The sequence below is a fragment of the Oxalobacteraceae sp. CFBP 8761 genome, from assembly GCA_014841595.1.
Taxonomy (GTDB): Bacteria; Pseudomonadota; Gammaproteobacteria; order Burkholderiales; family Burkholderiaceae_D; genus Telluria.
Window position 1 is genome coordinate 2,750,340 of the sequence record JACYUE010000001.1, and the last position, 21,093, is coordinate 2,771,432.

Consider the following 21,093-nt stretch of genomic DNA (forward strand, 5'->3'; position numbering starts at 1 on the left):
TCAGCTGACTAAGAACCGGGGCTCTCGCGCAAGCGAGCGCCCCGGTTTGCTTTTGCATCGGCTGCGCCAATAAAAAAACAGGCCACGGAACCTGCGTTCCGTGACCTGCTCCATCCTGCCCTGCCGTGTGCTTAACGCTTTTCGGCTGGCGGGCAATCGCGAATGGTGCTCGTTTCTTCGATCGAACGAGCATTCTGGTGATCGCGGCCTGCGTCGACCATCTCGGGCGGTACTTCGATGCGGGTGATACCGGCGTCGACCGAAATCGGATCGCTGGCCGGGAACGTCATTTCGACAGCGTCATCGAGCAAGGTCTCTTCGGCCTTGTCCTTGCTCGACTGCATTTCGCTGCCGGCCAGTGCCTTGATCGCGACAGCGAAGCTGACCGCCTGCAGGCTCGCCAGATCGCCGATGGTCTTCACGCCCAGCGTATCGGCCAATGCATTGGCCTGCTGCTCGCCGATGCCGCGCAGTGCCGACAATGGCGCGTCGGCCAGCTCACGGAAACTCTTGCCACGGAACTGCTCATTTACGATCGTATCGATATTCATGGTGTGTCCTCTCTTATATAACGCCCCCGTCCTCGATGGAACCGGCTAGCTTTCACTATCGCATACCAGCAATAGCACGTATGTGCGGCAGCGAACCTCTTGACTGCCCGCATGGCCGAATTCTTGGCTAAATGGCACAAACGTAAAAAAGCCGGCCCCGGGGAGGCCGGCCAGTCTGCTAACGACGGTTTACACCGTAGCGAGAATTTCGTCGCGACGGGCGGCCATCTCAGCGCCCATGGCTTCCAGGTCGAGGTCGAGCTTGCGCACTTTCGGGAACATTTCTTCCTCTTCCTCTTCGACGTGGTGCGACACGTATTCGCCCAGCACCTTGACCTTGGCATCGTAGTAATCGTCCTCCGGCTCCCCCTCTTGCACTTGTGCGATCAGGTCCTTGGCCGACGCGTGTTCGACGAAGGCTTCGTCGAGCATGTCTTCCATTTCCTTGGACGTTTCACGCAGCGCCGGGTAGAAGATTTCTTCCTCGATCGACGTGTGCATGATCAGGGCTTCGCAGATCTCATTGGCCAGCTTTTTCTTGCTGACATTGGCGCGCTCACCGAGTTCTTCGTACTTGTCGAACATGTCTTTCACTTCGTCATGCTGGCTTTTCAACAGTTCCAGCGCATCCTGCGGGCCGCTCGTCTTTTTGGTCGTTGCTTTGGTCATGGTGTTACCCCCGTATTGTTGGTTGAATGATGACTCGTTGGCCACATTGCCAGAGTGCGCCTGACGCACCATCCACACTGTTCGCGACTTCACACTCGGTGAGAACATAACGAACCGCTCTTGCGGCACCCAATGCGCGACGGATAAATGACAATTGTTGTATGATTTGGGAAACATTTAATTGAGACCCTGATGACTGAACCGGTCCCACCGCATCCCGACCCGGAGCTGGAACGCCTGGTCGCGGCGCGCACTGCTGAACTCTCCGACATGGTGTCCTGGCTGGCCAACAGCTGGGATCAGGAGCGTCGCCAGCTTGCGCGCCAGTTGCACGACAGTCTGGGTTCGTCGATGACGGCCCTGACGATGCACCTCGCCCTGCTTACCCAGCGCCTGCCGGCCGAAGACAAAGCACTGCGCGACCGCGCCGCGCAAATGAAGCTTCTGCTCGGAGGCGTCATCGAGACCAACCGCCAGATGCAGCTCGCGCTGTGGAACGACAAGCTCGAATTTCTGGGGTTGCGCACCGCGCTGGCCGAGCTGGTGCCCGAATTCGGCGCCGAGCATGGCATCCAGGCGCAAGCCAGCCTGCCCGAAGAAGACGGCGCCTGGTCGCGCGAGCATGCCGTGCTGCTGCTGCGCTGCGCCGAGGAAGGTTTGCGCAACGCCGCGGCGCACGCGCAGGCCACGCGCGTGGACGTGATCCTGGATGACGATGGCGAGATGGCCATGCTGACGGTGCGCGACGATGGCGTCGGTCCCGGCGCCGATCCGCTGGCCGCCGGTGAACGCCATGGCCTGCGCCTGCTGCGCGAACGCGCCCGCACGCTCGGTGGCAACCTGATCCTGGTGCGCACCGAGCAAGGCGGCGCCATGCTGCAAATGACGCTGCCGCGCGAATTGCCGGCCTAGACAGCGGCAGGGTATTTAAAAACAACAACGGCGGCCACTGGCCGCCGTTGTTGTTTGTCGCCTGATGACGATCCCGTCAGTGCAGCTTGACCAGCGGCGTGCTGCGCCGGATCAGGAAGCGCGCCACTGCCAGCAAGCCCGTGCGGGTAATGCCCATCACGGCGCGGTGGTGCATCAGGTGCAGGCTGGCGTACATCAGGCGCGCGATGCCGCCCTGCACGAACCAGCTCGCGCCGCGAAGCGAACCCATCAGGCTACCGACACTGGTGTTCTGACCAACCGACACGAGCGAACCGTAGTCGCGGTATTCGTAGGGCTCGGTCAAGGCCGGCTGGCCCTTGTCCATGCGCAGGAAGGTCGTGACGAGATAATCGGCCTGCTGGTGCGCTGCCTGCGCGCGTGGCGGCACCGGCAAGCCGTTGCCGTCGATGCAGACCGCGCAGTCGCCCAGCGACCAGATGGCTTGCGTACCCTTGACGCGCAGATGCGAATCGACATCCAGACCGCCGCCGCGTGCAGTCTGCAGGCCCAGCTTGCCGAGCATCTCTGGAGCGCGGATACCCGCCGCCCACACGCACAGGTCGGCCGGGTACACGTTGCCATTGGCGTCGAGCACCTTGTCGCTCTCGATCGCCGTGACGCGGCAATCGCTGACGACGCGGATGCCGCGCTTGTTCAGCAGGCCCAGCGCCGCATTCGACACGCGCTCGGGAAGCGGCGCCAGGATGCGCGGCGCGCCTTCGAGAATGGTGATGCGCACGTCGCGCTTGACGTCCATCCGTGCAAAACCGTAGCGCGCATACGCGCCCGACGCTTCGCGCAGTTCGGCGGCCAGCTCGACGCCGGTGGCGCCGCCACCGATGATGACGACGTCCAGGCCCGTTTCACGACCCTCTTCGCGCTGCTGCTCGACCGCCAGCATCAGGCGCAGCATGCGCAGGCGGAAGCGTTCGGCGTCTTCGGTGGCATTCAGCGAAATCGAGTGTTCCTGCGCGCCCGGCACACCGAAGTAGTTCGAGGTGCTGCCGATCGCGATCACGAGCGACGTGTACGCCAGGCGACGCGCCGGCAGCACTTCGTCGTGTTCGGTGGCCGAATACACGGCCCCGATCTCGATCGCCTGGCCGGCCTCGTCCAGCCCGGTCATTGGACCGAGCACGAAATTGAATCCATTGTCGTGCGCGAGCATCGCGTACGACAGACCTTCCTGGTGGATGTCCAGGGTGCCCGCCGCGACTTCATGCAGCGACGGTTTCCAGATGTGGTACAGGCGGCTGTCGACCAGCGTCACCTTTGTCGGGCCGAGTTTACGGCCCAGTTTGCATGCCAGCTCCAGACCGCCAGCGCCGCCACCCACGATCACGATATCGCTACGCAAGCTTGCCTCCTTCTTGATGCCCCAACCGGCAACAACGCCGGCCTGATGGCCATCTGAGATTTTACTACGGCAACGTCGCGCGCGCTGACCTGTCCCTACATGTGACGAAAGAGCGCCATGAACGGCTGACTGACTGTCAGCGTCTCGGGCCGGTTGCGCAGGCGGATGACGCCCTTGCCGCTGTCGTCGCGCGTGACGCCCGCCACGGCCCGCAGATTGACGATCGTCGAGCGGTGCACCTGCCGGAACATGGCCGGGTCGAGCACTTCGAGCAGGTCACGGATGGGCTTGCGCAGCAGCGATTCGCCCTCGGCCGTCATGACCACCGTGTATTTGGAATCTGACTGGAAATACGCCACGTCGTCGACCAGGATCAGGCGCGTCTCGACGCCGCGGCTGGCCGTCAGCCAGACCAGCGGCTGGGCGCGCGGTGCCGGCGGCGCAACGCTCTGCAAGCGCGCCAGCAGCGCCGCCAGCTGTGTCGTATCCGCCACACCGCGCGCCAACCGATCGCGCAGCCGGGCCACGGTCGCGGCCAGGCGTTCGCGCCCGACCGGCTTGAGCAGGTAATCGACGGCACCCCGATCAAAGGCGTCGAGCGCGTACTGATCATACGCAGTCACGAACACGATCTCGGTGCGCAACCCCGCCGCCAGCACGCTCGAGGCTACCTCGAGACCCGACAGCCCCGGCATGCGGATGTCGAGGAACGCAACCTCGGGCCGGTAGCTGGCAATGGCGTCGAGCGCGCTGCCGCCATCGTCGCAGGCGGCGACGATCTCGAGGTCCGGCCATACCTCGCTCAGCAGCTTGACCAGCTCTTCCTGCAGCAGCAGTTCATCTTCGGCAATCACGCAACGGGTCATGGTTGTACTCCAGACCGCACCCCTGCGCCCTGCAGCGCCAGCGGCACCGTGATGGTAGCGGCGACGCCGCTCGGGAAATTGGCCACGATGGCAAAGCTCGCCATGCTGCCGTAGCCGAGCCGCAGGCGCTCGCGCACATTGCGCAGGCCGATGCCGGTGCCGGCCGTCTCGAGCGAGAAGCCGCGGCCGTCGTCGGCCACCGTGACGGCCGCGGCATTGTCGATAGCGCGCGCCAGAATCCAGACGGTGCCGCCGCCCGGCTTGGGTTCGAGCCCGTGCTTGATGGCGTTCTCGACCAGCGTCTGCAGCATCATCGGCGGAAACACGAGCCGGCGCAGTTCGTCCGGCACGTCGACCTGCAGCGCCAGACGCGGCCCCATGCGGATGGCCAGGATGTCGAGGTAGGCACGCGCCCGTTCCAGCTCTTCGCCCAGCGTCGACGGCGCATCCTCAGTACGCGGCAGCGAGTGGCGCAGGTACTGGATCAGGTTACCCAGCATGGCGTCGGCGCGCGCCGGATCGGTGCGCGTGAGCACCTGGGCGCTGGCCAGCGTGTTGTATAAAAAATGCGGCTCGACCTGGGCGTGCAGCAGGTTCAGGCGCGCTACCGTCAATTCCTTCTCGGTCGCGCTCTCGCGCACGGCCTGTGTTTCGAGGCGGCGCCGCTCGGCGATGCGGCGCGTGATGGCGCGCACGATGGCGTCGGCGTTTTCCAGGTTGCTGCCCTGGTCGACCAGGAACCAGTCGATCCAGGCCGGGTCTTCCGGTTCGCAGATCAAGGTCACGCTGCCGGCCGCGTCGCCATTCGGTGTGATCGTCGCGCGGATCTGGTTGCGCCAGGTCGACAGGCGGGCCAGCGCCGCGCCGGCCGATGCATTGCCACCATACAGATCGGTGCGCTCGACCTTGGCGCGCACCTGCAGACTGTCGCGGGCGCTGTCGACGGCGGTCACGCCCGGCAGTTCGCGGATGGCGGCGTCGATCATGTCGAATGCTTCACCGGCCTCGAACGGGATCTCGATCTGGCGCCGCTGGCGGTTTGCCAGCGTGGCCGCATTCACGGTGCCGGCCAGCAGCCGCACGCGGCGGGTGTGCGAGAACGCGATCAGCAGCACCCAGCCGACCAGCGCAAACCCGAGCAGCGCCACATACCCCTCGATATTCAGATCGATATCGTGCAGAACGGTGTCGCTGATGAAGATACACAGCGCCAGGTACACCGCGCTCCAGGCAAGGACCAGGCGACCGTGGTGGAAAAAACTCGACATCATGATGGGCTTTCAAGCGTTGAAGAATGGCGCCAGCATAGGCACGCCATGGTTCGCAAGACAGCATTATGCGACGAAGCCACGGCTGGGCCGACGAAACCGGCCTTGGCGGCATTCCCCGTCGGGTGCGGACCAGTGTTGCCAACGCGCCGCATTACAAATTTGCTGAGTATGCCGACGGGCCCTGGCCGTACAATCGCGCCTTTCCGCTTTTTGATAGAGAGGTCGTCGAGATGTCCATCCCACGTAACGTCATTGCCATTGCCGCAACCATTGCCGCCACTGTCGCCGCCGCATCCGCCCACGCCGAGATCGGCGTGGGCGTCACCGCCACCCTGGGCACGACCGGCGCGGGCGTCCATCTGGTCGTGCCGATGGAACGCACGCTCAATGGCCGTTTCGGCATCAATTACTACAAGCACGACTTCGACAAGCGTTCGGGCAGCATCGATTATGACGGCGACGCCAAGCTGCAAACGTTCGACGCCCTGTTCGACTGGTATGCATTCGCCGACACGCCGTTGCGCCTCACCGCCGGCGTGGTCTACAACGGCAATGAAGTGACGGCCAAGGCGCGGCCGAACAGCAACGGGCGCTACCTCATCAATGGTCAGAGCTACAGTGCGGCAGACGTCGGCACGCTCGATGGCAACGTCGACTTCCGCAAGGCGGCGCCCTACTTCGGCATCGGCTGGGGCAATGCCCTCACGCCGAACAAGCGCTGGAACGTCAGCGCCGATCTCGGCGCCTTCTACCAGGGCAAGGGCCAGGTCGACCTGATCAGCCGCGGCTGCCGCACGTCGCAGGCCGTGTGCGCCGTGCTGGTCCGTGACGTCGCCGTCGAAGAAGCGCGCCTGACGAACGAACTGGCCGACCACAAGTTCTTCCCCGTGCTGCGCGCCAGCGTGTCATACAGCTTCTGACGCTCTCGCGACAGCCTTCCCGACCCAGGGCGCTTGCCATCAACTATTCCTTTCCAATGTGATCACGAACTCGTACACTGGCCTGTATTGACAGCTCATCCGTAACCAGCAACATCAGACGTCGTTATCCAGAATTCTTGCAGAACATGGTGCGCAGTATGTGTGCTGCGCTCTTTTTGGAGAGGTTGCGCGATATGGCTGACGAAGCGAACGACGAGCATACGTGGCTGGTGTCGGTCCTGATTCCGGCAAAGGATGAGGCCGGCAATATCGGCTATCTGGTGGACGAAATCCACCACGCCCTGGCCGGGCATCTGACGCACGAGGTCGTGCTGGTGGACGATGGCAGCAGCGACGACACGGGCGCCGTATTCCTGCAGCATTGCCTGCGATGGGGCATGCCGGCGCGGCTGATCCGCCACGCAACCAGTGCCGGCCAGAGCACGGCCCTGTGGACCGCCGCACGGCACGCCACCGGGCGTTTTCTCGTCACCATCGACGGTGACTGCCAGAACGACCCGGCCGATATTCCGGCGCTGGTGGCACAGGGACTCACCCTGAGCGAAACCCACCGGCATTTTTGCATTGCCGGCTATCGCACCGACCGGCGCGACACGCGCTGGAAAAAAATCCAGTCGCGCATTGCCAACGCCGTACGCCGCCGCATCCTGGACGACGGGGTGCCCGATACCGGCTGCGGCCTGAAGCTCGTGCCGCGCGCCACCTGGCTGTGTCTGCCTTATTTCGACCACATGCACCGGTTCGTGCCGGCGCTGGTCAAGCGCCTGGGCGGCGTGATCGCCATCGTGCCGGTGCGCCATCGCCACCGCACGGCCGGCGTGTCGAAATACACGGCCTGGAACCGGCTGTGGGTGGGCATCGTCGACATGTGGGGCGTCAGCTGGCTGATCCACCGCAGCAAGCTGCCGCTGATCGACCGCATGGAAGTGCGGCATTGAAACCCGCACTGGCCCTGCTGGTCAAACCGCTGCTGCTGACGGGCGTACTGACGCTCGGCTTCGTGTCGCTGCATTTCCAGTGGTGGGGGTCATTTACCGAACTGGATCTGCTCAACCGCCTGTTCGAGCGGCACTGGGCCGTCGCCTGGCCCGTGCTCGCGGTTACCGGCATCGTCTACACGGCGCTTGGCGGTCCGCGCCAGGTGCTCGCCTTCGCCTGCGGCTGCGTCATCGGTGGCGTGCCGGGCGCGTTGCTGAGCACTCTTTTGACCGGCTTCGGCGCCCTGCTGGCAATTTGCTGCGTGCGCCACATCGGCACTGCCTGGGCCAGTACCCGCTACGGCGACTGGGTCGCCATCATCCGCCAACTGCTGGCCCGCGACACCTGGCTGTGGATCTGCACGCTGCGGCTGATGCCGGTCGGCAGCAACCTGGCGACCAATATCGCCGTGGGACTGGCCCGGCTGAGCATGCCGGCGGTGTTCTGGGGCAGTCTGCTGGGCTACCTGCCGCAAATGCTGCTGTTCAGCTTTGCGGGCGCAGGCCTGGCCTTGCACGACGAACAGCAGCTTTGGCTCGGTCTGCTGACGCTGGCGCTGTCCACGGCGCTCGCGCTGTACCTCTACCATCATGGCTTCAAGCAGCGTTTGCAGCACATCCGGGGACAAATGCATGCCACGCCCGCACACCGGCAACCTTGATCAGGCGCCAAGCTGGTGGCCGTGGCTCGTCGGACTGACGCTCATTGCGCTGTTCGCGGGCATCGGGCTGCGGGCGCCCTGGCCAGCCGATGAGCCCCGCTTTGCCCAGGTCGCACGCGAAATGGTGGAATCGGGCCAGTGGCTGTTTCCCACGCGGGGCGGCGAATTCTATCCGGACAAGCCGCCTGTCTTCATGTGGCTGATCGCCCTGTTCTATCAGCTGACCGGACAGCTGAAAATCGCCTTTCTGCTGCCCAGTGCGCTGGCGGGGCTGGGGACGCTGTGGCTGGTGTTCGACCTGGGGCGCCGCTTGTGGGGCGACCACGTCGCGCGCTCGGCCGTGCTGATCCTCGTGTTCACGCCGCAGTTCCTGTTGCAAGCCAAGGGTGCGCAGATCGATGCGGTGCTGTGCTTCTGGATCATGCTCGGCTGCTATGGGCTGGTTCGCCACTTTCTGACCGGGCCCGCCTGGGGCTGGTATGCCGCCAGCTGGGTGGCGATGGCACTGGGCGTCATGACCAAGGGTGTTGGATTTCTCCCGGCACTGATGCTGATCCCGCTGGCCATCTGGCGCCGCCGCTTTGATGAATCCGGGCACCAGGCCTGGCGCCTGCGCGCGTGGTGGGGCCCCGTCCTGATGCTGGCCACGCTCGCGCTGTGGCTGGCGCCGATGTGGCTCACGGTCGAGCGCGTGCACAGCCCCGAACTGCTGGCCTACCGCGACAACATCCTGTTCAGGCAGACCGCCGAGCGCTACGCCAATGCGTGGCACCACATCCAGCCGTGGCACTACTACCTGACGACTGCCTTGCCGACGATGTGGTTTCCGCTGGTCGTGCTGTTCGTACTGCGGCTACGCGGCATCATCGACCTGTGGTCGCATGATGCAGCGCTGCGCGTCCTGCTGAGCTGGGTTGCACTCGTGCTGCTGTTCTTTTCGCTCAGTCCCGGCAAGCGCGAGGTCTACATCCTGCCCGCGCTGCCGATGTGCGCGCTGGCGCTCGCCTGCGTCTGGGAACAGACGCCGGCCGCGGGCCGCCGCGCCGCTGCGGTGCTGTTGCGCGCAGTGGTCGTGCTGATGGGCGTGCTGCTGATAGCGCTGGCGGGCGTCGCCTGGCTGGCGCCCCACCGGCTGCCAGCCCGGGCCGACGACTACGCCGGGGCCGTCGCAGCACTGGCGCCCGGTGTGCTGCTGCTGGGGCTGGCGTTGACCGGCATCCCCCTGCTGCTACGCAAGCGCGCCCTGTTCGAGCAACTTGCGCTGGCCAGCCTGCTGACCTGGCTGAGCATCGCCTTCTGGCTGTGGCCAACCCTCGACCCGCATCGCACGCCGCGCGCCGTTCTGCAGGAACTCGAGCGCCAGATCGGGCCTGGGATGCAAGTCGGCATGCTCGAATTCAAGGAGCAGTTCCTGCTGTTTACAGACCGGCCCATGGTGCATTTCAGTTATCTGGCGCCGCTGGCGCAGCAAGAGTCGAGCGCATGGCACTGGATGCGCGCCGATCCTGCGCGCGTGCTGCTGGTGCCCGATCATCTGGTGCTGCGCTGCTTCGATCTGTCGCGGCATCGGGTGCTTGGCCAGGCCCATCGGCGCGACTGGGTCATGCTCGATGCCACGGCGCTGCGTGAACACTGCGACGGGCCTGTCGGCCACGCAACGTATCGCTATATTCCCGTCAGGAAGGACATCCTGTCGTAGGGGCCAGCGCACAACCGGAACTGCGCCAGCGCGCGCCGGTACGGCGTATGATGGGGGTCTGCTACCCGGAGGATTCATCATGCAACTACGCACTTATTCCGCCGCAGTACTGACCATCGCCTGCCTGATGCTGGGCGGCTGCCGCGAACACAATGCGCCGGCCCAGCCCATCGCCCCGGTCGCGCAAGGCGCCCCGCACACGCCAGCGTCGTCCTGATCCTGCACGAATGAGCTTGGCACGCCGCTCTGGCGGCGTGCCAATGATCGCCATGCCAGCGCCGGCAGGTTACACTGCGGCCTGTCCATTTTTGTCGCAAGGTGTCCTGCCCATGTCGTTTGCTTCCCTCGGCCTGATCGAGCCGATCGTCCGCACCCTGGACGCCCTCGCCTACCACACGCCCACCGCCGTCCAGGAGCAGGCGATTCCCGCCATCCTGGCTGGCAACGACGTGATGGCCGCCGCCCAGACCGGCACCGGCAAGACCGCCGGCTTCACGCTGCCGATCCTGCAGCGTCTCGTCATGGGCGGCAAGGTCGGCAACAACGCGGCGCGCGCGCTGATCCTGGTGCCGACCCGCGAACTGGCCGAGCAGGTGCACGAAAGCGTGCGCACCTATGCCGAGGGCCTGCCGCTGCGCTCGATGGTCGCTTATGGCGGCGTGAGCATCAATCCGCAGATGATGACGCTGCGCAAGGGCGTGGACCTACTCGTCGCCACGCCGGGGCGCCTGCTCGACCTGCACCGCCAGAATGCGGTGCACTTCAACGAAGTGAAAACGCTGGTGCTGGACGAAGCCGACCGCATGCTCGACCTGGGCTTTGCGCGCGAGCTCGACAACATCCTGAAACTGCTGCCGAAGAAGCGCCAGACGCTGCTGTTCTCGGCAACGTTCTCGGACCCGATCCGCGCGCTGTCGAACCAGATGCTGCGCGAACCGGTGCGTATCGAGGCAACGCCGCGCAACACGACCGTCGCTGCGATCCGCCAGTGGGTCATCCCGGTCGACAAGAAACGCAAGGCCGCGCTGTTCGTGCACCTGCTCGAACGGCGCGACTGGACGCAGGTGCTGGCCTTCGCCCGTACCCGCAAGGGGGTCGATGAACTGGTCGGCCTGCTCGAATCCAAAGGCATCCCGGTGGACTCGATCCACGGCGACAAACCGCAGCCGGCCCGTCTGCGCGCGCTCGATCGTTTCAAGGCCGGCGAGGTGCGCGTGCTGATCGCCACCGACGTCGCCGCGCGCGGCATCGACATCGACGACCTGCCTGCGGTGATCAATGTGGATTTGCCGATCGTGGCCGAGGACTACGTGCACCGCACCGGGCGCACGGGCCGCAAGGGCGCGAGCGGCGAAGCGGTGTCGCTGGTGTGCGCCGACGAAGTCGAGCAACTGGCGGCAATCGAAGTGCTTACGCGCCAGACGCTCGAACGCGTGGAAGAGCCGGGCTATGCGCCCGAGCATCGCGTGCCGCAGACGGATGCAAAGGGTCAGATCGTCAAGAAGCCCAAAAAACCGAAGAAGCCCAAAGGCAATGCGCCCGTGGTGAGCGAGGACGTGCGATTTCGGCGTTAAGAGCGCCTGACAACGCCGCTCGACATACCGCCAACAAACGAGCGAGCAGGCAAGCGAGAGAAACGCCTGATGGATGTCTGCCCGTCGCTCATGTCGTCTGCGCAGTCAGCGAGCGCAGTGTAGCAAACCCAAGGTGCGCTCGACGACCCGCTGCCATCGGCCGATCCGTTCGCGCGACTCTAGGCCATGCCGCGCGATTCGATCTGGTAATGCCCCGATGGTCCAACCAAGCCGGATGGGTTCTCGAAGCATACGCTTGATCGGCATGCAGCTCACTTGGGCGTCTTCGGGCACGGCCTGCTCATCCTTTCACTGCTGGGACGGACGCTACAGCGGGATAGGGAACGCGAGTCGTGTACTTGCCCGGCTGAGATCTGAGCGACTGGCAAAGGCCCATGCTCATCCACCAGCAGATGGTGTTTGCTTACGCGTTTGCCGCGATCGCCAGGCCGCAGCCGAGTTCGCGCGGCAGGTACTCCCATGGCATTCCGGTCTTGAGGACTAAACCGGATCCCAGCCAGGGCCGCGTGATCATCGATATGAAAGCGTCCGCCTTTCGGCGATCGGTGATGGGCCAGAAGATGATCTGCTATAAGCGACCACAGATCTCCAGGAAGTAGTGCTAGCGCTATGGCATTAGTCCGTACGAACGTGGCCGCTATGTTAGTGCCGGACTAACGCTGCGTCGGTCCGCTATCGACCCTAAGCGGACCTTCCCTCTACCTGCTGTGCGCAACGTTACGCATGAGTTCTTCGGCGAAAGGCTGCTGGTGAGTTTCGAAATACGAAACCCAGAAAGACATGGAGGTATTTGTTGCTGCTAGGTTTGCTGCAAGACGGTAGACATCGCTCCCGTTGTCTGTCTCCTGCAAACTCTCAACACTGCCCACCCAGCCATTCCCATTGACGTCGACTGGCGGCCCTTTGCCAAGCATTTCCTCAGGTGACACAGGCTGGCTGTTTGAATGTCCACCAGCTTCGATGATGTGCACATCGACTGCCTAGTCTGCGCCCCAAGCCGACCACGAACCATCGCTATTCCGCTCATGGTATGCAGGTGGTAGGCTTACTGACCAACCGCCCCATAACTCAACTGTTCCGCCATTTTCAAGCAAGGTTGCCATTTATCCGTGTCGAAGTAAGTGTGTTGGGTGGAGACTGGAAGCCACCGCTAAGCGTCCGCTCTTGGCCGGTGGCCACCAATCCGTGTTGGCACCTGGCTAGATGCAACACGTTAATCCGCATTTGTGAATTTTGGCTACGTGTCTCGCTCTTTAGGCCTGATTAAGACCTCCAGGAATGGCACGACATTGGCGTCAAGGTAGTCATGCATTCGCTGGCTTAGATGGTGTTCGTTGGGAAGATCGATGTCCTCTTGACGCGCCCATTCACGCAACACGCCTATCAATACCATGCTGACGATATGACCATCATCCATGTACTGAAGCAGGAAATCCTTTAGTCTTGCCCGTCCTTCATCAGAATGCAGGTCAAAACCGCCGGGCATGTCATGTAACCGATGCGTGATGATATTGCGATATTCGAGGAAGCGACCCAACTGGTCGTCAAAAGTGGGATGCAGATCCACCCGCGTTCGTAGCGCATTGAGCAACTGCCCCAAAGTTGCTTTCGAACGTCGCTCAAGCATTGTCTGAACCTGGTCTGCAGTCTGCAGGGTCTCGCCGTGTAATGGGAACGTCAGGCAAGTGCTTAGCAGGTGCTTGACACTTTGTCCCGCGATTACCGCAAGGCCCATAGTCTTTAGCACATCTTCCTGTACGGGCTTGTAGCCTGACTGCGCTTCGTCTTTCATCATTTTCCCGCATCTAAGGAATTGCGCCGATGGCTGTTATCAACGTACAAACACCCATAGTGAAACGATTGTTCGGAAGAACAGTCTTGGCCATCAAAGACATTAAAAAGCTAGCGACAGAGGGCCGCTTCTGGCCGATTCCTGCCTGGCACGACAGGCCGGTACCGACCCGAAGCGGACGCCGAAGTCACAACAAAAATTTAACGAAACGCATGCGCTTTTCTTCATAGCCGCTTCGCTCATAGAACATGTGCGCTCGAGTTCGCGCGGTGCTGCTGGACAATTCGATTTGTGAACAGCCGTGCTGCATTGCAAATCGCTCTACAGCGGTCAATAAGTGTGCTCCTACGCCCGAACTCCTGCATTTTTCATCGACCACCAAAGCAGATAGTAGAGCCCATGAGCCTTCGACATGTAACGGCTTCATGATGTGCACTATCGCGACTCCAACAGTGCTGCCGCGGTCCTCCGCTACAAATGCCTGTCCCAAGGAACCGCAGCGCAGCGCATGGAGCTGTTTCTCTACTTGGTCCGGTTCAGTTGAATATCCGAGCTGTCCAAACAAATGAACGATACGCTCTAGGTCCTCAGTCGCAGCTGTACGAATTTTCATCTTGGGTAAATACGAGAATTATGTAGGTCCGCTTTTGGCCGAAATCGGCCGGTCGCTGTCAGGCTGGTTTCGACCCTAAGCGGACACTGAGTAGCCTATGAGGCTCTGGTGACGTTTACTTTTGCCTGCATGCGATTTATTCAACGGCAGCTTGTGCGAAACTTCAACTTGCTACCAATGACGCCAGGCATGCTTCGCATAATCATCAAACCCGCTTGCCAACGCGGATCTTCACCGTTGATGAGCCAGACATCGGGAAGCGACGAATCAGAACTGGGTTACAATAAAATCAACATCTACCAATCTGCCGCCATGTTCGAAGCCGTCTTCTACCAGCTCCCGAAATCTGTCAGTTTCCACCAGGCCACCAAAGGCAAGCCCCGCGAGGCGCTTCGAAAAATCCGGGAAATGCTGACAAGTATGGCTGCAGACGTCCAACTCAACCCGTCGATAACGCTGAGGGTCGACCCGCCCAGCGAGTGGACAGAAACAGCAGTGGCCACTGCCTGCCTCGATGAGGCTCGTCGGCGATTCGGCATGGAGCGCAACCCACATGATTCAAGCCAGGGCTGGGAGCTTGGCGCCGAATGCCTAGAGGACGCGATCGAGTTCGCGCTGTCGGATGAACGATGGCCAAAACAGAAGGTGGGGCCGCTCACTTTATATATTGCATACCACTTCAATTGGCGCGAGTTTTCGAACGACTTTCCCGAGCCATTGGCCAGTTGGAAGCGCGGCACATGTGACATTATGTTGAATTTTCACCGTCGAGCATTGTCGGTCGCACCATCCCTGATCTTCCCCATGCCGTACGAGAGCCCAGAGTTCCAGCCATTCGTTGACCGGCTCGAAGCGGCGCTTCCGTTCGAGATCAACAGAAAGCACTTGCGCCGCATGCTGGTCAACCCGAAGAATGGCGCCACGCGTTACCTACGTCTCACATGACGTGCCCACTGGGTCTGCTGTCAACGGCAATGACGGCGCTTCGCTCTGCTGTTCTGTATGACGTTGGACTTCCCTACGATTGGGCGGACACATCATCAGGAAGGATAGTCGATTGCTAATGCCGCTTTGTGCCGGAATCGGCCAGTCGTTGTCAGGCCGGTTTCGACCCAAAGCCGACATCCGGTCTTGAAGCTAAGTCATTTGAGCACGTTTCACTGTTTCAGGTTTTAGTGTGTGAAATAATAAAACGCGCGTCCAACTGTTTCGCCAACTTTGACTGCCAAATTTAGCACTACAACGATGATTGTGGCGTGGACCAGCACGCGGCCGGACAGCGGGAGTGTCTTGTAATACAGCGTTGCTTCTTGAACGATCTTGTTCACAACTAGGCTTTCCTAAAGAGTGGAAAATGGCGTAACAGCCAATAAGACTGACACAGGTATTTCATCTTTGCAACATACAGGATCAAGGCTGTGGGTCGGGGCTGCGAGAGGCCGGTACCGACCCAAAGCGGACGCAATAGTTGCCTACTGGACGAAAGTCCTGCTGACTTTACCGTCAACGTTTTGCGACGGGCTCGTTCCGTAATATGAGTCTCGAACGGCACCGTAACCCGCGAACGCACCGGCTGCGAAAAAAATGGCCCAAACAAACACTATTGCGGAAGCTGTGAGAATTTCTCGAGGGGTGTGATCAGTGAACGCTGGCATGTTTTGATAATCCAAAGTGTTAGCTTTATGGCCGTCTCTACTAGTGTCCGCTTTTGGCCGAACCCGGCCTGTGGGAGCACGATAGCAGCTTGCCGGGCGGAAAATTTCTCGGATTGTCACGACCGGCTGGTTCCGACCCAGAACGGGCATTGCTGCCCTACGATCCTATGTCAAGCCGAATGATGTCGCTTGGCGAAGGTCCGGTTCTGACCAAACCTAGCCGTTCAGGCCAGAATAGCAGGTCGCCAAGGTGAAAATCTAGGGATGGATGCGACAGGCCGGTACCGACCCAACGCTGCCGTTCAGGCCAGCGTAGCGGTTGTCAGGCTTAAAAGTTAGAGGTGGCCGCGACCGGCCGGAATTGACCCAAAGCCGACACTCAACTGTCGAGCTTACGTGCCGTATCGCGAGTTGGCTCCTCTGGATTCAGCGGCACAAAAGGTCCTTGCACACGGCGCTTCAAGTAACGCTCGCCATCCGGTGAATCAATAGCCTTCCACAACCTAAAGACGGCATAGGCAATAAAAACTACAGTGATCGTCAGACCAATTGCGTGTACGTTCATTGCTTACTCCTCCGATGTACTTAAGAGCAAAACTGACCATTGAGACGAGCATAACATGTTGAGATGCTTGCGAACCACGGACTTTCAGGAACTTCCGCTTCTGGCCGGAAGCAGACTGTCTTATCGGCGATAGCAACTAGCTTAGCGGCCTGGACCATTCTCCAGCAGACTTCGCAGACTCTGCTCTCGCTCCTTCGTCAGCTTCGTTCTACGTTCATTTACGTAGATGAACGCTTTCGCCCCCCAGCATAGCTGCGTGTTGAACTCGGGGCATGCAAACTGTGCTTTCCAATCGTCCTCTCTAAAAGTCAACCAGGAGTTTTGAGCGTGGGCAAGCCGTTCTAAGAACAGCGAATTGCTTGCGTATTTTGCAACAACACTCCGATAGACAGATTCCATCTCATTTTCCGCAGCGACAAGATCGTCGTAAGAGCAAGCACCCAAATTTGGCTGGCTGCTCGGTCGATCACAGGTCGGAATACGCGATGCAGACACGCCGCTGCTGATCAACATACCGAGCAATATTGAAGCTCCAAGGGCGAACTTTTTCATCAAACCACGCATGCCTTCGACGTTAGGATATGTCCGCTATTGGCCGAAAGCAGACGGTCGGTAAAGCGCACTGTACGGCCATGCTGCCGCCAAAGGAAGTAACAGGTTTTGTCACGCGTTCCGAGCCGGCATTGCGCCGTGCCCGAATCAGGCGCCGCTGCGCGCGGGCGCCAGCCCGCGCCGGCGCGCCAGGCCCCGCTCACACAGCGCGCCGGCGGCATACAACAGCACGAAGGCTGGCGTGACGAACAGGCCATACGCGTCGGGCCACGACAAGAATTCCAGGGCGCGGCCAAGGCCCAGCGCCTGCACCACGACCAGCTGGGCGGCAATCGGCAACTGCAGGAAGATCAACTGCGACGCATCGTCGCCAGCACCGAGCGACACAATACCGACGCAGGCCAGGATGAACAAGGCGTACGGAGCGCACAACAACAAACCGAGTCGGGACATCACAGGAGCAGGGTCGGGCCCTGTTGACAATAGGCGGTACGAATCGTCACGACGTGACAGGGCGACAAACACCGCCACCTTACCACCGCAGCACAGCCCAAAATCCTCCGAATGTCACATGGCGCGCGAAACGATTAACGTAATGCGAGGCGCATATTTCGGGTGCCGTCCTCACGATCGATCGTCACCTCGAAGCCCAGTTTTTTCACCATCGCGACGATGCGCGAATTCTGTGGCAGCGCTTCGCCGACGATCTCGCCGGTGCCGCGCGCGCGACAATACCGGATCAGCTTTTCCATCATGATGCGCCCTAGCCCCATTCCTTTGAGGTCCGAGCGCACGGTGACGGCGAATTCGGCGCTCGTGTTGTCGGGATCGGCCACGACACGGGCGACCGCCAGCGTCTCGAACACCCCGTCCGCGTTCTTGCGGGTGGCGATGAAGGCCATCTCGCGGTCGTAGTCGATCTGCGTGAAGCGCGCCAGTTGCGACGGCTGCAGCTCGCGGATGCGCACGAACATCCGGTAGCGTACGTCGTCGGGCGTGAGCGCGTCGAAGAACGCCAGGTGCGCCGGGCCGTCTTCGGGGCGGATCGGGCGCAGCAGCAGCGGCGCGCCCTGCCACTCGATCGTCTCTTCCAGTTCGCGCGGATAGGGCCGGATCGCCAGCCGGTCGAGCGTGCTGCCCGAGCGGTCGGCCAGCGCCAGCCGCATGCGCGCGTCGAGCACGATCACGCCGCGGCTGTCGACCACGAGCGGGTTGATGTCCAGTTCGACGATTTCGGGAATATCGGAGATCAGCCGCGACACCTGGATCAGCACCGCCAGCACGGCGTCGAGATTGGCGGCCGGCCGGTTGCGGTACCCGGCCAGGAGGCGCGCCACGCGCGTGCGGTCGACCAGGTCGCGCGCCAGCACCAGGTTGAGCGGCGGCAGGCCGACCGAATAATCATCGAGCACCTCGACCGCCACACCACCCTGGCCAAACACCAGCACCGGCCCGAACACCGGGTCGAGCGCGGCGCCCACGATCAGTTCGTGGCCGTGCGTGCGGCGGCACATGGCCTGCACCGAAAAGCCGTCGAAGCGCGCCTGCGGGAACAGCTCGCCCAGGCGCGCGCGCATGCGCAGCGCGGCAGCGCGCACGGCGTCTTCCGAATCGAGATCAAGCGTCACGCCGCCCACATCGGACTTGTGCATGACGTCGGGCGTGAGAATCTTGACGGCCACCGGGAACCCGACCGCACGCGCCGCCGCCACGGCCGCGTCGGCGTCGCTGGCGGCGCGCGTTTCAACCAGCGCCAGGCCGTACGCGCGCAGGATCGCCTTGGTTTCGGGGTCGGACAGCAGCAGGCGCTTGGCGGCGATCGCCTCGCGCACCAGCGCACGTGCGGCGCTGCGATCGGGCGCCATATGGCCGGCCATCGACGGCGGCACTTCCATCAGCAGATTCTGGTTACGCCGGTAGTTCACCAGTTGCAGGAAGCCGTTGACGCCGTCTTCGGGCGTGCGGTACGTGGGCATGCGCGCCTCGGCTGCAATCGCGCGCGCGGCGACGACCGAGGCGCCGCCCAGCCAGCACGACAGGATCGGGCGTGACGCGGCGCGCGCCAGCGGCGCAATCGCATTGGCCACGTCGCGGCTGTCGACGGTCGCGGTCGGCGAATGCACGATCAGCACCGCGTCGACCTGCGGGTCGGCCAGCAGCACGTCGAGCGCCGCCGCGTAACGCTCGGGCGGCGCGCCGCCCAGCAGGTTGACCGGGCTGGCACGCACTGGATTGCCGGGCTGCGCGCCATTCCAGCCGGCCGGCAGCACGGCGTCGAGCCGCATGATCGATTCGGGTGACAGCGTCGCCGCCACGCCGCCGCCGTAGCGCAGCGCGTCGCGCGCCAGCACGCCCGGTCCGAGGCCGTTGCTGAGGATGGCCAGGCGCTCGCCATGCAACACGCGCGCGTAGGCCAGCGTCTCGACCGCCGCGAACAGCTGCTCGGTCGTGTGCACGCGCAGCATGCCGGCGCGCCGGATCGCGGCGTCGAACACGTCGTCCTCGGTGGCCAGCGCCCCGCTTTCGCTGGCCGCCGGCCGGGCGCCGTCGGTATCGCTGCGCGACTTGAGCACGATCACCGGCTTGCTGCGCGCGGCGGCGCGCGCGGCCGACATGAATTTGCGCGCGTAGCGCAGCTGGTCGACATACAGCAGGATCGCGCCGGCATTGCCATCGCTGGCCAGGTGATCGAGCACGTCACCCAGGTCGACGTCGGCCGAGTCGCCCAGCGAGATGAAGTGCGAAAAGCCGATGCCGCGTGTGCGCGCCCAATCGAGTACGCCCGTCATCAGTGACCCGGACTGCGAGACGAAAGCAATCCGTCCCGGCAGTGCGCCGCTGTGGGCCACGCTGGCGTTCAGGCCGAGGCCAGGGACCAGCAGGCCCGCGCTGTTCGCGCCCAGAAGACGCAGCAGATAGGGGTGCGCCGCGTCGAGCGTGGCCTGGCGCAGGCTGCGCCCGCGGGCATCGCGCCCGCGCGCCAGGCCGCTGGTGAGCACCACGGCGGCGCGCGTGCCGCGCTCGCCCAGCTGGCGCACCAGTTGCGGCACGGTGGCGGCCGGCGTGCAGATGACGGCCAGGTCGGGCGCCTCGGGCAAGTCGGCCACAGTGGCGTAACACGGCAAGTCGCCCAACTGCGTGTATTTGGGATTGACGGCAAACAGCTTGCCCTTGAAGCCGCCGCCTTGCAGATTGGCCAGCAGCGTGGCGCCCATGCTGCCCGGGCGCGCCGAGGCGCCGATCAGCGCTACCGATCGCGGCGCGAACAGGTGCTGCAGGTTACGAACACTCATGAAAGTACCGGGGAGGTGCGCGGCATGGCCGGGCGGTTCAGGAAGCAGGCGGCATGCGACATGGATGGGACCTTTGCGTCAGTGGCGACAAGTAACGCCAGCATACCGCCACGGCGCGCTGCAGCGCGCACAAATTCCCGCGCCGCAGCTAGCGGAAGGCGAACACGCCGCCGATGCGCCGCTCGGGCAGCGCCCGCAGTTCGGCCGAACAAGCGAGCAATTCGCGCATCAAGCCATTGGCCAGGCCCTGCGTATGACACGCGACGACGTGGGCATCGAAGGCCACGTCAGCCATGCAACTGCGCATGTGCCGCGCTTCGGGCAAGTCGCACAGCGCGATGGCCGCCAGCATGTCGTCGGCCGCCGGCGGCAGCACCGCGTAGAAACGCAGGCGGAACTGACGATCGAGCAGCATGCTGCCGTTCAGGAAACGGTCGGCACCAACATCGAACAGAACGTGCGCGATGACTTCGGCCGCCCTGCCGGCTACTTCTTCCTGATTCTTCCTGCGTCGCAGAGCGAGCAGCCGCTCGATCAACACCATGCTTGCCCTCGTCCCTGAATTGTCATTGAATCAACCTGGCATGCTATCAGCCACGCCCCTTGCCCGGCAAGGTTTCCGGCGGCCTTCATGACAGCAGTGTTGCGCGGACGCCATGCTAGAATTACCGCGTGAATTCAACCGTCCATGTCTGCCTGCGCCGCGCGCTCGTGTGGCTGCTGCTGCTGGCGATTCCCTTCCAGGGCATCGCTTCGGCAGGCATGCTGGCGTGCACACATACAGCCATGCAGCACGGCGCCGTCACCGCCGTGACCGCGCCGCACCAGATGGATGCCGGGGCGGGTCACTGCCACGATGCGGGCCCGCAGGTTGCCAAGGCCACCGACCATGCGCCGACTGACCACGACCAGGAGCGGTGCAGCGCCTGCGCCGCCTGTTGCATCGGCGCCGCCATGGCGGGCGCACCAACGATTCCCGCCGCGCCACAGACCTTGTCCACCCGGCTGATCGAGGCAGCCACCGGCCGCCCCGAGGCCGTCGACCTCGCCCTGCCCGAACGGCCTCCCCGCTTCCCGCTCGCCTGAATCAGCACATCACCGC

The 21,093-nt window shown here is 63.0% G+C and carries 22 protein-coding genes; 9 read left to right on the top strand and 13 right to left on the bottom strand.

All coding sequences use genetic code 11. The features are described from left to right. Positions 1 to 131 precede the first annotated feature (131 nt). Positions 132 to 551 carry a hypothetical protein gene (locus IFU00_11920; protein ID MBD8542988.1) on the bottom strand — a complete coding sequence of 140 codons (420 nt, stop codon included), beginning with the start codon at positions 549 to 551 and terminating at the stop codon, positions 132 to 134. 189 nt (positions 552 to 740) lie between these two features. Continuing rightward, complete coding sequence (locus IFU00_11925) at positions 741 to 1,220, bottom strand: hemerythrin domain-containing protein (GenBank protein MBD8542989.1); 480 nt, start codon at positions 1,218 to 1,220, stop codon at positions 741 to 743. Positions 1,221 to 1,412: 192 nt separating this feature from the next. Between IFU00_11925 and IFU00_11930 the strand changes: the two genes are divergently transcribed. Next, positions 1,413 to 2,132, top strand: a complete 720-nt coding sequence (locus IFU00_11930) for a histidine kinase (protein ID MBD8542990.1) — start codon at positions 1,413 to 1,415, stop codon at positions 2,130 to 2,132. A gap of 76 nt (positions 2,133 to 2,208) precedes the next feature. On the opposite strand, the gene IFU00_11935 is transcribed toward IFU00_11930, so the two are convergent. The 3 genes from IFU00_11935 to IFU00_11945 form a co-directional block, all read right to left on the bottom strand. Next, the gene (locus tag IFU00_11935) at positions 2,209 to 3,510 is read right to left on the bottom strand and encodes an NAD(P)/FAD-dependent oxidoreductase (GenBank protein ID MBD8542991.1); all 1,302 of its coding nucleotides are present in this window, start codon (positions 3,508 to 3,510) and stop codon (positions 2,209 to 2,211) included. 95 nt (positions 3,511 to 3,605) lie between these two features. Beyond that, complete coding sequence (locus IFU00_11940) at positions 3,606 to 4,376, bottom strand: response regulator transcription factor (GenBank protein ID MBD8542992.1); 771 nt, start codon at positions 4,374 to 4,376, stop codon at positions 3,606 to 3,608. Then, on the bottom strand, positions 4,373 to 5,647 hold the full coding sequence (locus tag IFU00_11945; GenBank protein ID MBD8542993.1) for a histidine kinase: 1,275 nt from the start codon (positions 5,645 to 5,647) through the stop codon (positions 4,373 to 4,375). Before IFU00_11945 ends, IFU00_11940 begins: the two co-directional genes overlap by 4 nt. A gap of 230 nt (positions 5,648 to 5,877) precedes the next feature. Between IFU00_11945 and IFU00_11950 the strand changes: the two genes are divergently transcribed. From IFU00_11950 to IFU00_11975, 6 genes are all read left to right on the top strand, one after another. Beyond that, a complete protein-coding gene (locus IFU00_11950; GenBank protein ID MBD8542994.1) occupies positions 5,878 to 6,567 on the top strand; it encodes a hypothetical protein in 690 nt (229 codons plus the stop codon). 227 nt (positions 6,568 to 6,794) lie between these two features. Continuing rightward, positions 6,795 to 7,526, top strand: a complete 732-nt coding sequence (locus IFU00_11955) for a glycosyltransferase family 2 protein (protein MBD8542995.1) — start codon at positions 6,795 to 6,797, stop codon at positions 7,524 to 7,526. Next, on the top strand, positions 7,523 to 8,227 hold the full coding sequence (locus tag IFU00_11960; protein MBD8542996.1) for a VTT domain-containing protein: 705 nt from the start codon (positions 7,523 to 7,525) through the stop codon (positions 8,225 to 8,227). The genes IFU00_11955 and IFU00_11960 overlap by 4 nt, the downstream gene beginning before the upstream one ends. Beyond that, positions 8,199 to 9,926 carry a glycosyltransferase family 39 protein gene (locus tag IFU00_11965; GenBank protein ID MBD8542997.1) on the top strand — a complete coding sequence of 576 codons (1,728 nt, stop codon included), beginning with the start codon at positions 8,199 to 8,201 and terminating at the stop codon, positions 9,924 to 9,926. Before IFU00_11960 ends, IFU00_11965 begins: the two co-directional genes overlap by 29 nt. A gap of 79 nt (positions 9,927 to 10,005) precedes the next feature. Further along, a complete protein-coding gene (locus IFU00_11970) occupies positions 10,006 to 10,143 on the top strand; it encodes a hypothetical protein (GenBank protein MBD8542998.1) in 138 nt (45 codons plus the stop codon). Between the two features lie 112 nt (positions 10,144 to 10,255). Beyond that, the gene (locus IFU00_11975; GenBank protein ID MBD8542999.1) at positions 10,256 to 11,500 is read left to right on the top strand and encodes a DEAD/DEAH box helicase; all 1,245 of its coding nucleotides are present in this window, start codon (positions 10,256 to 10,258) and stop codon (positions 11,498 to 11,500) included. Between the two features lie 719 nt (positions 11,501 to 12,219). On the opposite strand, the gene IFU00_11980 is transcribed toward IFU00_11975, so the two are convergent. The 3 genes from IFU00_11980 to IFU00_11990 all read right to left on the bottom strand — a co-directional run bounded on the left by IFU00_11980 (position 12,220) and on the right by IFU00_11990 (position 13,926). Further along, entirely contained in the window at positions 12,220 to 12,492 is a 273-nt protein-coding gene (locus IFU00_11980) for a hypothetical protein (GenBank protein ID MBD8543000.1), read from the bottom strand. Between the two features lie 266 nt (positions 12,493 to 12,758). After that, the gene (locus IFU00_11985) at positions 12,759 to 13,313 is read right to left on the bottom strand and encodes a hypothetical protein (GenBank protein ID MBD8543001.1); all 555 of its coding nucleotides are present in this window, start codon (positions 13,311 to 13,313) and stop codon (positions 12,759 to 12,761) included. A gap of 187 nt (positions 13,314 to 13,500) precedes the next feature. After that, positions 13,501 to 13,926 carry a GNAT family N-acetyltransferase gene (locus IFU00_11990; protein MBD8543002.1) on the bottom strand — a complete coding sequence of 142 codons (426 nt, stop codon included), beginning with the start codon at positions 13,924 to 13,926 and terminating at the stop codon, positions 13,501 to 13,503. A gap of 189 nt (positions 13,927 to 14,115) precedes the next feature. On the opposite strand from IFU00_11990, the gene IFU00_11995 reads away from it, so the two are divergent. Beyond that, positions 14,116 to 14,871: a hypothetical protein gene (locus IFU00_11995; GenBank protein MBD8543003.1), complete on the top strand. Its 756-nt coding sequence runs from the start codon at positions 14,116 to 14,118 to the stop codon at positions 14,869 to 14,871. 1,089 nt (positions 14,872 to 15,960) lie between these two features. Here IFU00_11995 and IFU00_12000 read toward each other — a convergent pair. The 5 genes from IFU00_12000 to IFU00_12020 form a co-directional block, all read right to left on the bottom strand. Continuing rightward, positions 15,961 to 16,146 carry a hypothetical protein gene (locus tag IFU00_12000; protein ID MBD8543004.1) on the bottom strand — a complete coding sequence of 62 codons (186 nt, stop codon included), beginning with the start codon at positions 16,144 to 16,146 and terminating at the stop codon, positions 15,961 to 15,963. Between the two features lie 141 nt (positions 16,147 to 16,287). Then, the gene (locus IFU00_12005; protein ID MBD8543005.1) at positions 16,288 to 16,698 is read right to left on the bottom strand and encodes a DUF1311 domain-containing protein; all 411 of its coding nucleotides are present in this window, start codon (positions 16,696 to 16,698) and stop codon (positions 16,288 to 16,290) included. A 147-nt stretch (positions 16,699 to 16,845) separates the two neighbouring features. Then, on the bottom strand, positions 16,846 to 17,151 hold the full coding sequence (locus IFU00_12010) for a hypothetical protein (GenBank protein MBD8543006.1): 306 nt from the start codon (positions 17,149 to 17,151) through the stop codon (positions 16,846 to 16,848). A gap of 134 nt (positions 17,152 to 17,285) precedes the next feature. Beyond that, positions 17,286 to 19,991, bottom strand: coding sequence for a bifunctional acetate--CoA ligase family protein/GNAT family N-acetyltransferase (locus IFU00_12015; protein ID MBD8543007.1), 2,706 nt, complete (start codon positions 19,989 to 19,991; stop codon positions 17,286 to 17,288). A gap of 148 nt (positions 19,992 to 20,139) precedes the next feature. Further along, positions 20,140 to 20,535: a hypothetical protein gene (locus IFU00_12020; GenBank protein ID MBD8543008.1), complete on the bottom strand. Its 396-nt coding sequence runs from the start codon at positions 20,533 to 20,535 to the stop codon at positions 20,140 to 20,142. 128 nt (positions 20,536 to 20,663) lie between these two features. On the opposite strand from IFU00_12020, the gene IFU00_12025 reads away from it, so the two are divergent. After that, positions 20,664 to 21,077, top strand: coding sequence for a hypothetical protein (locus IFU00_12025; GenBank protein ID MBD8543009.1), 414 nt, complete (start codon positions 20,664 to 20,666; stop codon positions 21,075 to 21,077). Positions 21,078 to 21,093: the final 16 nt, after the last annotated feature.

Coding starts and splice junctions, on each gene's coding strand:
- IFU00_11920 (MBD8542988.1), bottom strand. CDS start 551: ATGAATATCGATACGATCGTAAATGAGCAGTTCCGTGGCAAGAGTTTC.
- IFU00_11925 (MBD8542989.1), bottom strand. CDS start 1,220: ATGACCAAAGCAACGACCAAAAAGACGAGCGGCCCGCAGGATGCGCTG.
- IFU00_11930 (MBD8542990.1), top strand. CDS start 1,413: ATGACTGAACCGGTCCCACCGCATCCCGACCCGGAGCTGGAACGCCTG.
- IFU00_11940 (MBD8542992.1), bottom strand. CDS start 4,376: ATGACCCGTTGCGTGATTGCCGAAGATGAACTGCTGCTGCAGGAAGAG.
- IFU00_11945 (MBD8542993.1), bottom strand. CDS start 5,647: ATGATGTCGAGTTTTTTCCACCACGGTCGCCTGGTCCTTGCCTGGAGC.
- IFU00_11950 (MBD8542994.1), top strand. CDS start 5,878: ATGTCCATCCCACGTAACGTCATTGCCATTGCCGCAACCATTGCCGCC.
- IFU00_11965 (MBD8542997.1), top strand. CDS start 8,199: ATGCCACGCCCGCACACCGGCAACCTTGATCAGGCGCCAAGCTGGTGG.
- IFU00_11970 (MBD8542998.1), top strand. CDS start 10,006: ATGCAACTACGCACTTATTCCGCCGCAGTACTGACCATCGCCTGCCTG.
- IFU00_11975 (MBD8542999.1), top strand. CDS start 10,256: ATGTCGTTTGCTTCCCTCGGCCTGATCGAGCCGATCGTCCGCACCCTG.
- IFU00_11985 (MBD8543001.1), bottom strand. CDS start 13,313: ATGAAAGACGAAGCGCAGTCAGGCTACAAGCCCGTACAGGAAGATGTG.
- IFU00_11990 (MBD8543002.1), bottom strand. CDS start 13,926: ATGAAAATTCGTACAGCTGCGACTGAGGACCTAGAGCGTATCGTTCAT.
- IFU00_11995 (MBD8543003.1), top strand. CDS start 14,116: ATGCTTCGCATAATCATCAAACCCGCTTGCCAACGCGGATCTTCACCG.
- IFU00_12000 (MBD8543004.1), bottom strand. CDS start 16,146: ATGAACGTACACGCAATTGGTCTGACGATCACTGTAGTTTTTATTGCC.
- IFU00_12005 (MBD8543005.1), bottom strand. CDS start 16,698: ATGAAAAAGTTCGCCCTTGGAGCTTCAATATTGCTCGGTATGTTGATC.
- IFU00_12010 (MBD8543006.1), bottom strand. CDS start 17,151: ATGTCCCGACTCGGTTTGTTGTTGTGCGCTCCGTACGCCTTGTTCATC.
- IFU00_12015 (MBD8543007.1), bottom strand. CDS start 19,991: ATGAGTGTTCGTAACCTGCAGCACCTGTTCGCGCCGCGATCGGTAGCG.
- IFU00_12020 (MBD8543008.1), bottom strand. CDS start 20,535: ATGGTGTTGATCGAGCGGCTGCTCGCTCTGCGACGCAGGAAGAATCAG.